The following is a 14,216-nucleotide window of genomic DNA, read 5'->3' on the forward strand; positions in this document are numbered from 1 at the left end:
CTACGCCACACTTGCGGCCGAACGCGCTCAACGGGCGTGGCGGAGGAGGTTCCCGATGGCCGTTTCCATCTCTGTGGTGCTGTTGCTCCTGATCCTGGCCGTGATCTTCATTCGCAACTGCGCGTTGAAGATGTCCCACGCCCTGGTCTGCATGCTGCTCGGCTTCTTCCTGGCCGGCACGAGCATGGCGCCCACCATCCACAGCGGGCTCATGACGACCGCCGAGCTGGTGAGCGGCCTGCGGCCCTGAATCAGCCCTGGCTCAGGGGGTCGAGAAGACGCCGATCCCATTGGCGACGGGGCGTTCGGTGCCCGTACTCGGATGGTTGCGGACCGTCACGGCGCGCGCTCCGTCGTCACGGGTGACCAGCTCCGTCGAACCGCCGCCGTCGAGGTTGAACGCGTCGGACGCGCCCAGCAGACGCATGACGTCGGTCTCCTCCGCGACCGTCAGGCCGGTCCGATAGGCGGCGGCCCCGTCCAGCGCCAGGATCAGCAACTGCCGTCCGCCGCCCCTGAAGCCCACGACCGTGCGCACCGTCGAGGTGACGTCGTCCAGACCGGACAGCGCCTTGCCGTGCCGCAGGACGGGGAACCCGCCGATCGCGAACGCGTACGGCACCCTGGACGAGGCCGCCGCCAGGGTGTGCGTCACGGTCACCGCGTCACCGACGGACAGCTTGCGCAGCCGCTGCGCACCCTCCTCGCGGCCCACGAGGACCGTGGTGTCCGCCGGGATCGCCCCGCTTCCCGGCGTGTCGGAGGCGGAGACCACCCGGCCGCCCTGGACCCTCACCTCGTGGGTGTCGGTGCTGCACGGCGCCGACCGCTCGATGTCGCTGCCGCACACGGCGCGCATCCGCGAGGCGCTGCCCCAGCGTGAGGTGAAGGCGCCGACGGAGTTCTGCGCGAGCGCGTACTGGTTGAGGCCCTTCAGCGGGAAGGTGCCCTCCGGCGTGGCGACGCGGCCGACGAGGGAGAGGCGGTCCAGCCGGGCCCGCCGGTCGGTGCCGACGCCGAAGACGTCCCGGGTGCTCGTCCCCGGCGGCAGCGTGGGCCCGAACCGCTGCCCGTCCGGCACCGCCGCCTTCAGCACCTGCCCGTCCGCGATCGCCGGTCCGACGCTCGCGCCGGTGGCCTGCACGCCCGGATGCTGGGTCTCGGTGATGTGGAAGAAGTCACCGTTGACCCCGGCGACCGCCCCGGCCGAGTCCGCCATCCCGGAGACGGTGGCCCGGGCCGCCACCGCGCCCGGGTGCAGCAGGCCCACGCGGACATGCGGATCGGCCAGATCGACCGTGAGCAGATGGGCGTGTGCCGTGCCCGCGGCCGCGTCGACGTCGAACTGCCGGTAGGTGACGCCCGGAGCGATCCGCTCGCCGGCCGGAACCGCACCGGCCGGCGCCGCCCCCGCCAGGGCCGCACCGGCCAGCACACCGAACGCCGTGACCACCGTGAGAACCGCTCTGCCCGCTGCCGAACACCTGCGACGTCTGGTCACCGTGCCCCCTGATGTCTCGTCAACTGTCCCTGCGTACGGATATGGCCGTACAGGTTCCGTACGGGTTCTACGGGGCAGTGGACCAGAGCGCGGCGAGCACCGGGCCGACTAGGCGTCGACTACGCGAGAACGGGTGAGAAAACGCACCCCCTCGGGTGCCTCCAGTGAGAAGCCGCTGCCCCGTCCGGGGACGACGTCCACGATCAGCCGGGTGTGGCTCCACGCCTGGTACTGACTCCGGGACATCCAGAAGGTGACGGGCTCGGTCACCCCGTCCACCGCCAGCTCCGCGAGCAGCACGTCCGAGTCGCCGGTACGGAACTCGCCGTCCGGGTAGCACATGGGCGCGCTGCCGTCGCAGCAGCCGCCGGACTGGTGGAACATCAGCGGACCGTGGTCGGCGTGCAGTCGCCGCACCAGATCCGCGGCCCGAGGGGTGAGTTCGACGCGGGGGAGTGCCTCATCCATGGGTCACCGTCCTGAAGAACCGGGGCGCGGGGTGCCGGATCCGTCCAGTCTCACGGTTCGTCATGTGCCCGTCCAGCACGCGTCCTTGGGCCCTGTCGCCGGTATGCCGGCCGTGGTGGCCGCAGCAGTGCGCCGTGCGTTTGTGAGGATGTGCTCATGTGCGCCTTCCTCGGTCTGCCCGAGCCGCGCCTCGTGCTCGCCGGTGAATATCCGCTGTGGGACGAGGCGCTGGCGACCGTCAACCGCGATCTGGCGGTCACCGTCCCCGGACAGCGTCCGCTGCGCCTGATCGCCTACCCCGAGGCCGGAGGCCTGGACGAGCACGTCCATGTGGCTCTCGCCGACGGCGAAGCGCATGGCGCCTCCTTGCTCCCGACGGAGTCCGCCGCCGAGGCCCTGACGGCCGTCGCCGACGCCGTCCAGGAGACGGTGACGGAGTGTCTGTGGCGGGCGTGGCCCCTGTGCACCGTCCATGACCTCGGCATGCACCCGCGGGAGGCCGACGGACGGCCGTGCTGGTGGTGCGCGGGCGATTCCCGCCGGGGTGACCCGCCCCATGTCCGCGCGGAGATCGGCGAACTGGCCACGCTCCAGCGCCCCGCCCGTGTCAACCGCAAACGCCCCAAGAACCGCAGCCTGCGCTGAGCCGCGCGGCGCAGTGCGTACGCCGCCGAGGGCACCACCAGACCGGCCGGCAGGGCCAAGGCAGATGTCGCCGGCCTGCTCTCCGGCTGCTCGGCCCCGGGAGGGGCGGGGCCGCTTACGCACACCGCTCTCGGCGCGGAGAGCGGGCGGATCGGCTTCCCGCCCGGTGAAGAGGGCCCGGTCCTCGCGGTGGCCGCATCCCACAGCCGCACCGTGTGGTCGTCACTGCCGGCGGCTGCCACGCGCCCGTCCGGGCCGAACGCCACCGCATGCACAGGCCCGTGGTGGCCGGCGAGGCGGGCGCGTGGTGCGCCCGTCACGGTGTCCGACAGCCGCACCAGGCCCCCCGGATCACCGGCGGCCAGTGAGCGGCCGTCCGACGGCGACCGGGAGGCCCGTGTCCTCGCCGGACCCGGCAGCAGGGTCGTGGACCTGCGCGGGGCGGTGGTGACCGCGGGCCGCACCGAGGGCCGTCTGCATCCGATGTCCGGCGCCGACCGCACCATGGGCGTCGACCTGTCCGGCTGCCAGGGTCTGACCGCCGTACGGACCGCGCCGGCCACGGCGGTACGAGGGCTGCGGCGGGCGCCTGGCCGCGCGGCTGGGGGCCTGGACCCCGGCTCAGTGCCCGACGGCATTTCCGCCTCGTCGACCTGTTCGACGCGCACTCGGCGCCGGACGGCGAGCGCGCGCTGCACCGCGCGGACATCGGCGGTCCCAGCCGGTTCACGTAGGGCGCGCTGATCGTCTGCGATTCCGATGACCGGCCCACCGGGCTGGTGCCGGCGGACGCCGCCTGCGCACCCGGCGAGGCTGTCGTCCCCGGCCCACCGAGGCCGAGGTGCCGCGCGCCCTGGCCGCGCCCGGACTCACCGGCACAGCCTGCCCCTGCGGCCGCGGATCGCGTCCTGGCGCCGGGCCGGGGCGGACGAGGACGCCGTGGCCGAGCCGGTCCGGCTCCGGGGCACCGGCGGCGCGCCGCGGTGGATGGCCGGGGTGCAGTTGTTCATGGACGGGACCTTCGACAACGGCACCGCCTGGCCGGCGGCGGCCCCGACTGCCACGGGGCACTATCAGCGGCGCGCTCGGCGGGCTCGGCGGGCTCGGCGTGCCTCGGCCAGGAGGGGCAGCATCGACAGGACCACGACCACGGCGACCAGCGGCAGCAGATAGTCGTCGACGTGCGGGACCGAGGCACCGAGGGTGTAGCCGGCGAGGACGAGCAGCTGCGACCACAGCACCCCGCCCACGGTCTGCCAGATCGTGAAGGGCCGCACGGGCACGTCGAGCACCCCGGCCACGGGGTGCAGCACCGTCCGCAGCAACGGCACGAACCGCCCGATGACCAGTGCCTTCCCGTAGCCGTACCGCGCCAGCAGCCTCTCGGCCCGCACGGCCGCCGCCTTCACCCGCCGGCTGGAGGTACGGGCCAGCAGGGCCCGTCCGCCGTGCCGCCCGATCAGATACCCCACCTGCCCGCCGGCCACCGCCCCGACGGCCGCGCACAGCAGCACCTGCCACAGCGCCAGCCGAGGCGCCTGCTGCGCGGTGCCGGCGCACAGCACTCCGGCCGGGAACAGCAGGGTGTCACCGGGCAGGAAGAAACCGACGACCAGCAGGCCGGACTCCGCGAAGACCACCACCAGGACGCCGAGCGCGCCGAAGGCGGCCAGCACCGAGGCGCTGTTCATCGGGTTGACGGCGGTCACCTGGTCGAGCCTCCTGCCCTTCTCGCAGGGCTGTCCGCTCACCAGCATCACCCGCCCACCCCGAAAACGCCCGCCCCGAGAACACCCGCCCGCCCCGAGGTGTCGTACTCACAGGACCGGCGACTGCCCGCCGTCGCAGCGCAGTGCCGTACCCGTGACGTAGGCCGCCGCGTCGCTGCACAGGAAGGCGGCGCACCGCGCGAACTCCTCCGGCGTGCCGTACCGGTTCATCGGGATGCGGGCGGCGGACTGCGCGCGCTCCTCCTCCACGGTCCGGCCCGACCGGGCGGCGCGCCCCGCGTCCAGCTGCTCCACACGGTGTGTGGCGATGCGCCCGGGGAGCAGCATGTTGACGGTCACTCCGTCGGAGGCCACCTCGGTGGCGAGCATCTTCAGATAGGCGGCCAGCGCGGTGCGGCCGACACCGGAGAGCGCCAGGTCTGCGATGGGTGCGACCACCGCGCTGGACCCGATGGCGAGCACCCGCCCCCACCGCTGCTGCCGCATGTGCGGCAGCGTGCGGGACAGCAGACGGTGGTGCGCCGTCACCAGCGAGTCGACCGCCGCGCCGAGCTCGTCGGCCTCGATGCCGGTGACCGGCGCGGGACGGGGCCCCGGGCCGTTGAGGACCAGGATGCCGATCGGCCCGAACGCGGCGGTGGCCCGCTCCACCAGTTCGGCCGCGCCCGTCGGCGCCAGCAGGTCGACGCCGATGCCGACGGCGGAGGGCAGCTTCGCCGCGATGTCGCGAGCCAGTTCCGCGCGACGGCCGCACACCACGACGTCGGCGCCCTCGTGCGCGAGCGCCTCGGCGACCGCACGGCCGAGACCGTCCGTGGACGCGCACACGAGCGCGGTCCGTCCGGATACACCCAGATCCATTGCCGCCCCTCCCCGGGCTCCTGCCGCTTCTTCGGCTACCGGGTGGCCTGGCGCACGGTGTTCCGGAGCGTGCCGATCCCCTCGACCACGGCCTCCACGACATCGCCGTCCCGGATGACCCCGGCCCCGGGCGTCCCCGTGGCGATGACGGACCCGGCGTCGAGCGTCATGCCGCCGGAGAAGTGGCCGACCTGCCAGTGCGGGTCGCGCATCATGGCCGACACCTGGTTGGTGGCGATCGTCCGCCCGTTCACCACGGTGGCGATCCGTGTCGAGGCCAGCTCGCCCACCTCGTCCGGCGTCACCACCCAGGGGCCCAGGCTGCAGAACGTGTCGAACGCCTTGGACCACGGGATGTAGCGCGGGTTGATGCGGATCGCGTCCTCGGCCGTCATGTCCAGCACGGTCGTGTAGCCGAAGATGACGGACTCGGCGTCCTCCGGCGCGACGTCCCGGCAGGTCCGCCCGATCACCACACCCAGCTCCGCCTCCGCCGTGACGCGGTCCGACTGGACCGGCAGGACGATCTCGTCGCCGTGGCCGATGACGCAGCTGCTCGGGCGCAGGTACGACCCGGGGGTGCCGCTGGGCTGCTCGACCTCCAGGTCGTCGGCGTGCCGCCGGTAGTTCAGCCCGACGCCCCAGAGTTTGGGCGGATTCCGGTACAGGGGTCCGAAGGTCACCTCGGCGGACCGTACGGCCTTGGCCCGCAGCTCGGGATCGGCCAGCGCTTCCCGGATCCGCCCGAGCCGGTCGCCGACGACGACGTCCAGCAGCGTCGGGCCGAGCGTGGCCCCGGTCAGCTCGGCGACGGTGCTGAGCGGGACGATCCCGCCGTCGACCGCGATGCCGACGTCCTCCTGGCCGTCCAGGGTCATGGTGCACAGGCGCATGCGACTACTCCGGTTGCTGTGAGAGGAATTGACGGGCGGTCAGTGAACGAAGGCGGATCGGCGGGCGCGTGGACCGGCGGGTCCGGTCGGTCAGCCCGCGGCCAGGGTGAGCTGCGGGACGTGCGGGAAACGGGCGTGCAGCGCGACCCGGACGAGATGGAGGAGCGTGAAGCGGACGGGGCCGCCCGGCTTCGACTGAAGCTCCGTGATCAGGCCGGCGTGCAGCAGCGACTGCACGGCGAGGGCCGCCTGCGCCCGGGGCAGCCGGGACTGTCTCACGACCTGGTCGATGGTCCAGCCCTCGGACCAGCCGGCGAGCCGCAGCGCCACGTCCTGGGCGGCGGGCGTCTGCTGGCCCAGGATGCGCTGCGCGGCCGCCACGGGGTCGGTGCGCGTCGCCGGGTGGCTGGCCACGGCCTCCGGCTCGTCCCGTGCCATGGTCAGCAGCTCGTCGATGGAGATCACCGTCGCCCAGAAGGCGGCGGACTCCAGGGCGCTCGGCAGACCGTCCAGCCTGCCGCACACCTCCGCGAGCTTGCGCACCTCGCCCTCGTCCGGCTGGAAGGTGGGCCGCATGTCGGCGAAGCGCCGCAGCAGGAGGTCCAGTGCGGGCGCGCTCGCGGCGTCGGCCTGTGGCGCTCCCGGCCGGCAGATGGCCAGCGGGGTCACCAGGAACCTGTGGTGGTCCGAGACGTCATGGGGGACGCGGCTGGTCTCCAGGACGGTCAGACGCGGGCACTCACGGATGAGGGTCCACACGGTCTCGCGGCGCACCTCGCCGCTGTCGTTGCCGTCGAGGACCAGCAGGGTGGCGCGGTCGCCGATCTGCCGGGCGAGCCTGCCCGCACCCGCGCCCTCCCCGACGAGCAGGTCGGCGATCGCCGTCTGGAGCGGGCCCCGGTCGGCGTCCTGCTGCAACCGGACCCAGAGCACGGACGTCGCCGTCGCCGCCTGGACGGAACGGGCCGCGGCGGCGGCCAGGTGAGTCTTGCCGACGCCCGCGAATCCGCACAGGACCATGAGACGCCGCTGGTCGTTCAGCAGCCGGCGCATGAGCGCGTCGAGATCGCGGGTGCGTCCGACGAGCGGGCGGGCCAGAACGTCCGTCGGCAGACTGAGGGTTCCGAACAGCGCCTCGTCGACCTCGCCGCCCGCCGCCAGCTCGAACGACAGCCGCTCGTGCGTGGTCAGCCGGAGGGCGTCGGCGAGCAGCCGCACGGTCTCCCGGCGCGGGGCGGCGACCTGCCCGAGCTCCAGGTTGCGGACGGCCCGCACGCTCACCGTGGAGAGGTCGGCCAAGATCTTCTGGCTCAGTCGGGCTCTCTTGCGATAACGCTGAAGCTGGACTCCGAATTCCTCGACATTCGCCCAGTTGATCATCTTCTCAAGTGCTCCAGATGTGTCTACCTGCGCCCGCCGTCGGAAATAGGGTGGGTGACGGTTTCGGGTGCGGTCGGCAGCCATTCCCGGTAGGGAATTCTCCTGGCCCCCGTAAGCCGGATGAAGGTGGTGCGGTGGATCAGCCGAGAAGTTCGCCGACGAGGCCGGTGGTGCTCTTCACAAGGGCAACGCATTCCGTACTGGGATCGTCGAAAAGGTCTGCCATGCACACTCCTTGTGCGATGACCCGTGCGGCTGCGGACCGAGTCGTTGTTCCGACGGTATCGACCCTAACGGCAGCGGTTGCCTCTGGAAAACCCCGGTTATCAAGCCACCCGCGCGGCGGGAGGCACAACGGCAGTTGTGACCGTGGCCGAGTGCCTCGCGCCGGCAGTGCTCAGAGGGAAATGTCCCTTATGGTTGATTATTCCAGTCGTAGGGTTCTGTTGATTTCCGTACGTACGGTGCGCCGGGGGAGTGCGGACCGGTCGCCTGAGAAGCCCCTGCGGCTGGCCGGATCGCATCGTTCCGCAACGCGGTCCTCACTGCCGCAGGCCGGCGGCGATCTCCTTCACGAGGGTCTCCGTGGGGCGGACGCGCTCGACCTCGGCGACGGCCGCCATCAGCTCGAAGACGTCCACCCCGGCGGCCTCGGCGCAGTGCGTGATCAGCGGGAAGAAGCTCGAATGGGTCTGCGTCAGCCCGCCCATCACCTGGAACGTCCGGTCGTCGTGCAGCCGCGCGAGGGGGCGTACGACGCTCTCGCTCAGCCGGGCAAGCGCGCGGTGGTCGTACCCGGTCGGACCCTGGTGGCGGGTCAGTGTCGCGGCGAAGGACTCGGTCACCGTGTTCCCCGCCCCCCGGCCGATGCCGTCCAGGGTGGTGTCCACGAAGCGTGCCCCGGCCGTCGCCGCCGCCAGGGCGTTCGCGTTGGCGAGCCCCAGGTTGTCGTGGCCGTGGAAGCCGAGCGGGACGGGCACCTCCGTGGCGGCGCGCCCGAACAGCTCGGCCACCTCGTGCGGCAGGTAGCCGCCCACGGAGTCGACCAGATACACGCTGTCCGCCCCGAACGCGGCGCACCGCCGGGCCGTCGCCACGGCCCCGTCCGGGCCGAGGACGTTGGTCTTCATCAGGTTCACGAAGGTCCGCAGGCCCAGCTCTTGCGCCAGCGCGACGAACGGCTCGGCCGGGCCCACGTCGGTGATGTCCACACCGATCCGGACGAACCCCATGCCGGCCTCGGCGGCGCGCGTCAGATGGTCCGGCTCGGCGAGCCCCGGGATGCAGAACATGCCCCAGGAGGCCCGGTCCAGTGTCTCGGTCGCGATCACGAAGCACTCGTCGTCGGGCACCAGGCTGGGCTGGGACAGCGCCTCCCCCGCATTGAGGCCCAGACCGTGCCCGAGTTCGATCAGCCCGATACCGGACCTCTCCAGGCCGGCCAGAACCGCTCTGATGGTCTCTTCCTTGAACGCGAAGTTCACGGAATAGCTTCCGTCCCGAAGCGTGCAGTCAAGAATCTCCACTGCCGTCGCGTTCGTACGGACAGCAGGTTCTTGCGAGACGCCGGTCATGGCACTCCCTAGCCGTAGGAAAGTCGCGTGGAGAACCTCACGCTATGCGTGGCGAAAGGTGTGAAGGGGCACTGCAAGAGGCAGCTTCGATGCCATTCGATTTCTTCAAGGTGCCGCCCGACGAACCCAGTTGAACCTTGTGTGCGCCACCCTGCGGTGTCAGACTCGATACCCCAGAGCCTTTCCGTCCCTGTGTCGATGGAACGGGCAGCACCAGATCCCTCGCGGCCATTGCCGGAAAGAGAGCGAATTTCATGGGAAACGTCCTCTCCGAGAGCCAGATCGAAACCTACCGGGACACCGGTTTCCTGGTCGTCGAAGGACTCTTCGAGAGCGACCTCATCGACCGTGCCCGTGAGGTCGTCGGCGAGCTGATCTCAAGTCCGGACCTGAACTCCGTGGCCGAGACGGAGCCGGGCGACGCCTCCAAGGCGCGTCGCATCTGGGCGCCGACGAGCCGCGACAAGGTGTTCGCCGAACTGGCCGAGCACCCGCGCCTTCTCGACGCGGTCGCCGACCTCATCGGCGAGGACCTGATCCTGCAGTACTCCAAGCTCAACGTGAAGGCGCCCCGCGTCGGCAGCGTCGTGGAGTGGCACCAGGACTTCGCCTACTACCCGCACTCCAACACCGACCTGGTGGCCTCGCTCATCTACCTCGACGACGCGAGCCCCGAGAACGCCTGCCTGAAGGTGGCCGCCGGCGCCCACAAGAAGGGGCTGCTCAGCCACGAGGTCGACGGCCACTTCGGCGGGAAGATCGCGACCCTCGAAGGCGTCGGCGTGGACGAGTCCACGGTCCAGGACTGCCCCGGACCCGCCGGTACCGTCGTCTTCCTGCACCCGCTGGCCGTCCACGCGTCCGAGAAGAACACCTCCGACCGCTACCGCCGCGTCTTCATCCCCGCCTACCGGGCCGCCGACGCCTTCCCGCTCTACTACGGCCCGCACGCCGCGCACAACGAGCCCACGGCCATGCTGGTCCGCGGCAAGGTGTCGAAGACCGCCCGCAGCGAGGCCGGGACCTGGCGGCTCCCCCTCGCCGCGGCCGAGTTCAACTCGCTCTTCGAGATCCAGGAGGGCGCCCACCTCCGCTCCGGCCGCAAGGTCGCCACCGGCTACTTCGCGCACGAGGCGGAGCCGGACTCACCCGCGGGCGCCACGCTGTAGCGTCCACGGGGACATCCGAGGGAAGGGACCATGGGCATGTCGTACGCCAAGGCCGCGGACGGGACACGCATCGCCTACCAGCTCCGGGGGACCGGTTCCCCGCTGATCCTGCTCGCCGGCCAGGCCAACAACCACCACTGGTGGGACGGCGTCCGCGACGACTTCCACGGCACCCGCAGCACCCTCACCGTCGACTACCGCGGCACCGGCGACAGCGACAAGCCGGACGTGCCCTACAGCACCAGGCTGCTCGCCGACGACGTGCGCGCGGTCCTCGACGAGCTCGGGATCGAACGGGCCGACGTGTACGGCACGTCGATGGGGGGCCGCGTCGCGCAGTGGCTGGCCCTCGACCAGCCGCACCGCGTGCGGTCCCTCGTCCTCGGGTGCACCTCTCCCGGAGGGCCGCACGCGGTCGAGCGCGACGACACCGTGCGCCGGGCGCTGGCCGCCCCGGATCCGGCCGCCCGGCGCGAGGCGCTGCTCGACCTGATGTACACCCCCGCCTGGCGGGCCGCCCATCCCGGCCCCTACCGCACCCTCGGCGACCCCGCGATGCCGGCTTTCGCACGCAGGCGGCACCTGGTGGCCAGCGACGGTCACGACACCTGGGACGCCCTGCCGCGGATCTCCTGCCCCACCCTCGTCGTGCACGGCAGCGACGACCTGCTCAACCCCACGGCGAACGCCGCGCTGCTGGCGCGGCGCATCCCGGGGGCGCGGCTCGAACTGCTGGAGGGGGCACGGCATGCGTACTTCGAGGAGTTCCGGGCGGTCGCCGGACCTCTCGTGTCGGACTTCATCGACTGAAGGACTTCCATGGCCAGCATCGAGGATCTGCCGATCCGCGCCGAGCTGAAGGGCCTGACCGCCTACGGCGCTCCACGGATCGACGTCCCCGTCCGGCTCCACACCAATGAGAACCCCTACCCCCTGCCCGACGGGCTGGTGGACGAGATCCTGGCCGGACTCGGTCCCGTGCTGCGCGGCCTGAACCGCTACCCGGACCGCGACGCCGTGGCCCTGCGCACCGCGCTCGCCAAGCACGTCGAAGCCGGTACCGGCTTACCGCTGAGTGAGCGCCGGATATGGGCCGCCAACGGCTCCAACGAGGTCATCCAACAGCTCCTGCAGGCGTTCGGCGGCCCCGGGCGGACCGCCCTGGGTTTCGAGCCCTCGTACGCGGTCCACCGCGAGATCGCGCGCAGCACCGGCACCGGCTGGATCTCCGCCCCCCGGGCCGAGGACTTCACCGTCTCGGTGGACGCCTCCCGCGCGGCCATCGCCGAGCACCGGCCGGACGTCGTGTTCCTCACCGCGCCCAACAACCCGACCGGCAACGGGCTTTCGCCCGACACCGTGAGCGCGCTGTACGACGCGGCACAGGCCGCCGGGCCCGCCCTGGTGATCCTCGACGAGGCGTATGTCGACTTCCAGCGCACGCCCTCCGCGCTGCCCCTGATCGAGGACCGGCCGCTGCTCGTCGTGGTGCGCACCCTGTCCAAGGGACTGGGCCTCGCCGGGCTGCGCCTGGGCTACCTGGTCGGCACGGCGGCGATCGTGGACGCCGTCCAGCTCGTCCGTCTGCCCTACCACCTGTCCGCGCCGGCGCAGGCCATCGCGCTGACCTTGCTGGAGCACGCCCCGGCCCTGCTGGCCAACGTCGGGCGCATCACCGCCGAACGGGACCGGATGGTCCGGGCGCTGGTGGCCGCCGGCTACGAAGTGACCGCGTCCGAGGCGAACTTCGTCCAGTTCGGCCGGTTCCGGGACAGCCACCGGGCCTGGCGGGAGATCACCGCACGGGGTGCCCTCGTCCGCGACAGTGGGGTGCCCTCCTGGCTGCGGGTGTCCGTGGGAACGCCGGAGGAGAACGACGTGTTCCTCGCGGCGGTGCGCGAGAGGTTGCCGTAGTGCCCACTCACCTGCCGCTCTTCTTCGTGACGACATGGCTGCTGGCGATGCTCCCGGGCGCCGGACAGGCGCTGATGACCCGTCAGACCCTGGAGGGCGGGATGAGCCTCGCCCGGCCCACCATCGTCGGCAACGCGCTGGGCCTGGTCGTCTGGGCCCTGTCCGCGGCCGCGGGACTGTCCACCCTGCTGCTGGCCCACCCGGGTGTCTACACCGCCATCCGCGTCGCGGGCGGCGTCATGCTCGTCGCCCTCGGGATCAACACGATCCGCGCGTTCCGCTCCACCGCACCGCCGGCCGACCGGGCCGGTCGGCGCGACCGGCGCTGGAGCGCCTTCGGCAATGGGCTGGCGACCCAGCTCGGCAATCCGAAGTCCGGTGTCTTCGCAGTCTCGGTGCTGCCCCAGTTCGTCACCGCCCACGGCCCCGTCTTCATGTCGATGGCGCTGCTGGGCACGCTGTGGGGGGCGGTCAACGCCTGCTGGTACCTGCTGTTCACCTGGGGCGTCAGCCGCGGCCGGGCGCTGGTGGCCCGGCCGGCCGTACAACGCGGGCTGCGCCTGGTCACCGGGCTGGTGCTGGTCCTGCTCGGCGTCGGCGTCGCGTTCGAGGGCTGACGACCCGCGCCGGCCCGGGCGGTTCCGGCGTCGTACGCCCGGGGCGGCTCCGGCGGCGCTTCGTCTGCCTCCCGAGGGGTCCGGTCCGACGGCCCGCCCGGAGCCCGCCAGGTCCGCAGAGTTTTGAGACATGTTTTACGCGACGCGTGCAACTGTGGACCGTGCTCTCGCTGTCTGACAGGAGAGTCGGGCCCCTCAGGGGCGAAGAGCGAGAGAGCGGGGCAGGTCGTGGGACGGCGCAAGGGCGGCATAGGGATCGCACTCGTCACCGGTGCGATGCTGGTGGGCGCGAGTGCCTGCGGTGGGGGTGGCAGTGACAAGGCGGGCGGGGACGACGCGAAGGCTTCGGGCAAGCCGAGTGTGAGCGCCTCCCCGTCACCGACGAAGCCCGCCGGTCCGCCGATGCTGCTGGAGACGATCACCCCGCAGTCGGGAACCACGGTCGGCGTGGCCATGCCGATCTCGGTGGTCTTCACCAACCCGGTGGCGGCAAAGGCACGGGCCACCGTGGAGAAGCACATGAAGGTGAGCGCCTCGAAGCCGGTGGTCGGCGCCTGGCACTGGTTCGGCGACAAGCGCGCCGACTGGCGGCCGAAGACGTACTGGCCTTCCGGTACGAAGGTGAAGATCGACGCCGACATGAACGGCGTCAGCAACGGCAACGGACGCTACGGCGTGCGCAACTACACGCACACCTTCACGATCGGCGACGACGTGCGCGCGGATGTCTCGGTGACCGGCCACACCATGAAGGTGTCCCGGAACGGCAAGCCGGTACGCACTCTGTCGATCAATGCGGGCAGCGCCCAGTATCCGACGTGGAACGGCACGATGGCCGTCATCGACAAGCAGGAGAAGGTCCACATGACCTCCTGCAGCGTCGGCATCAGCTGCGACAAGGGCAGCCCCAACTACTACGACCTGACGCTGCCCTGGGACGTCCACCTGACCCAGTCCGGCACCTATGTGCACTACTCGACCGGCGACCCCAACCCGGGCAGCGGCAGCGCCCGCGGCTCGCACGGCTGCGTCCACCTGTCCATGTCGGACGCCAAGTGGTTCTACGGCCAGATCAAGCAGGGCGACCCCGTCACCATCACCGGCTCGCCCCGTGCCAAGGCCTCGGCCGACAATGGCTACGCCGCCTTCAACCTGGGCTGGGACCAGTGGCTCGCGGGCAGCGCGTCCGGGGAGGGCACGACCTCGACGCTGTGAGGCAAGCCCCAGGCTCCGCGGTGGGAGCGGGCGAGGCCGGGCCGGGCTCCCAGCCCCGCCCGGCCGCCTTCGTGCCTCACAGGTGGAGGCCCTGGGGTCCAGGCACGTCGAGGCGATCCGCACAGGCAGGCCCGGCTGTCGTTCGTCAGCTGAGCGGCGCGATCACGGGAGGCCCGGGCGGCGCGCCCCGTGTTAGCGTTGCGCGTTTGCGGCGTCGCTGTGTCGGTGCTCCGTTCGGTGTCTCTGGCT

General features: G+C 71.8%; 15 protein-coding genes and 1 pseudogene. 7 read left to right on the forward strand and 9 right to left on the reverse strand.

Annotation, left to right across the window (positions count from 1 at the left end; all coding sequences use genetic code 11):
• The first annotated feature begins 55 nt into the window (after positions 1–55).
• Positions 56–250, forward strand: a complete 195-nt coding sequence (locus ACZ41I_RS04755; protein ID WP_363219008.1) for a hypothetical protein — start codon at positions 56–58, stop codon at positions 248–250.
• 12 nt (positions 251–262) lie between these two features.
• On the opposite strand, the gene ACZ41I_RS04760 is transcribed toward ACZ41I_RS04755, so the two are convergent.
• Both ACZ41I_RS04760 and ACZ41I_RS04765 read right to left on the reverse strand, forming a co-directional pair.
• Positions 263–1,501, reverse strand: coding sequence for a phosphodiester glycosidase family protein (locus tag ACZ41I_RS04760; protein WP_468513153.1), 1,239 nt, complete (start codon positions 1,499–1,501; stop codon positions 263–265).
• A gap of 108 nt (positions 1,502–1,609) precedes the next feature.
• Positions 1,610–1,969: a DUF779 domain-containing protein gene (locus ACZ41I_RS04765; RefSeq protein WP_363219009.1), complete on the reverse strand. Its 360-nt coding sequence runs from the start codon at positions 1,967–1,969 to the stop codon at positions 1,610–1,612.
• 156 nt (positions 1,970–2,125) lie between these two features.
• Here ACZ41I_RS04765 and ACZ41I_RS04770 point away from each other — a divergent pair, with 156 nt between their 5' ends.
• A complete protein-coding gene (locus ACZ41I_RS04770; RefSeq protein ID WP_468513154.1) occupies positions 2,126–2,614 on the forward strand; it encodes a hypothetical protein in 489 nt (162 codons plus the stop codon).
• 209 nt (positions 2,615–2,823) lie between these two features.
• Here ACZ41I_RS04770 and ACZ41I_RS04775 read toward each other — a convergent pair.
• The 7 genes and pseudogenes from ACZ41I_RS04775 to ACZ41I_RS04805 form a co-directional block, all read right to left on the reverse strand.
• Positions 2,824–3,252 (reverse strand): annotated as a pseudogene (locus tag ACZ41I_RS04775) (WD40 repeat domain-containing protein); the annotation flags it as partial.
• A gap of 231 nt (positions 3,253–3,483) precedes the next feature.
• On the reverse strand, positions 3,484–3,624 hold the full coding sequence (locus ACZ41I_RS04780) for a hypothetical protein (protein WP_399763151.1): 141 nt from the start codon (positions 3,622–3,624) through the stop codon (positions 3,484–3,486).
• A gap of 63 nt (positions 3,625–3,687) precedes the next feature.
• Positions 3,688–4,323: a DedA family protein gene (locus ACZ41I_RS04785; RefSeq protein ID WP_468318340.1), complete on the reverse strand. Its 636-nt coding sequence runs from the start codon at positions 4,321–4,323 to the stop codon at positions 3,688–3,690.
• A 108-nt stretch (positions 4,324–4,431) separates the two neighbouring features.
• The gene (locus tag ACZ41I_RS04790) at positions 4,432–5,205 is read right to left on the reverse strand and encodes an SDR family oxidoreductase (protein ID WP_468513155.1); all 774 of its coding nucleotides are present in this window, start codon (positions 5,203–5,205) and stop codon (positions 4,432–4,434) included.
• Positions 5,206–5,240: 35 nt separating this feature from the next.
• Positions 5,241–6,098: a fumarylacetoacetate hydrolase family protein gene (locus tag ACZ41I_RS04795; RefSeq protein WP_399763149.1), complete on the reverse strand. Its 858-nt coding sequence runs from the start codon at positions 6,096–6,098 to the stop codon at positions 5,241–5,243.
• A gap of 90 nt (positions 6,099–6,188) precedes the next feature.
• Positions 6,189–7,478: a helix-turn-helix domain-containing protein gene (locus ACZ41I_RS04800; protein WP_468513156.1), complete on the reverse strand. Its 1,290-nt coding sequence runs from the start codon at positions 7,476–7,478 to the stop codon at positions 6,189–6,191.
• Between the two features lie 542 nt (positions 7,479–8,020).
• Positions 8,021–9,052 (reverse strand): hypothetical protein, encoded by a 1,032-nt coding sequence (locus tag ACZ41I_RS04805; protein ID WP_399763146.1) that lies wholly within the window; start codon positions 9,050–9,052, stop codon positions 8,021–8,023.
• Between the two features lie 254 nt (positions 9,053–9,306).
• On the opposite strand from ACZ41I_RS04805, the gene ACZ41I_RS04810 reads away from it, so the two are divergent.
• From ACZ41I_RS04810 to ACZ41I_RS04830, 5 genes are all read left to right on the forward strand, one after another.
• Positions 9,307–10,221: a phytanoyl-CoA dioxygenase family protein gene (locus ACZ41I_RS04810; RefSeq protein ID WP_399763144.1), complete on the forward strand. Its 915-nt coding sequence runs from the start codon at positions 9,307–9,309 to the stop codon at positions 10,219–10,221.
• Positions 10,222–10,257: 36 nt separating this feature from the next.
• Positions 10,258–11,031 carry an alpha/beta fold hydrolase gene (locus ACZ41I_RS04815; protein WP_363218648.1) on the forward strand — a complete coding sequence of 258 codons (774 nt, stop codon included), beginning with the start codon at positions 10,258–10,260 and terminating at the stop codon, positions 11,029–11,031.
• Between the two features lie 9 nt (positions 11,032–11,040).
• Entirely contained in the window at positions 11,041–12,135 is a 1,095-nt protein-coding gene (locus ACZ41I_RS04820) for a histidinol-phosphate transaminase (RefSeq protein WP_468513157.1), read from the forward strand.
• Positions 12,135–12,752 (forward strand): LysE family translocator, encoded by a 618-nt coding sequence (locus ACZ41I_RS04825; RefSeq protein WP_468513158.1) that lies wholly within the window; start codon positions 12,135–12,137, stop codon positions 12,750–12,752. Before ACZ41I_RS04820 ends, ACZ41I_RS04825 begins: the two co-directional genes overlap by 1 nt.
• A 228-nt stretch (positions 12,753–12,980) precedes the next feature.
• A complete protein-coding gene (locus ACZ41I_RS04830) occupies positions 12,981–13,967 on the forward strand; it encodes a L,D-transpeptidase (protein WP_399763140.1) in 987 nt (328 codons plus the stop codon).
• Positions 13,968–14,216: the final 249 nt, after the last annotated feature.

It is taken from the genome of Streptomyces sp. NPDC030799, assembly GCF_055572255.1.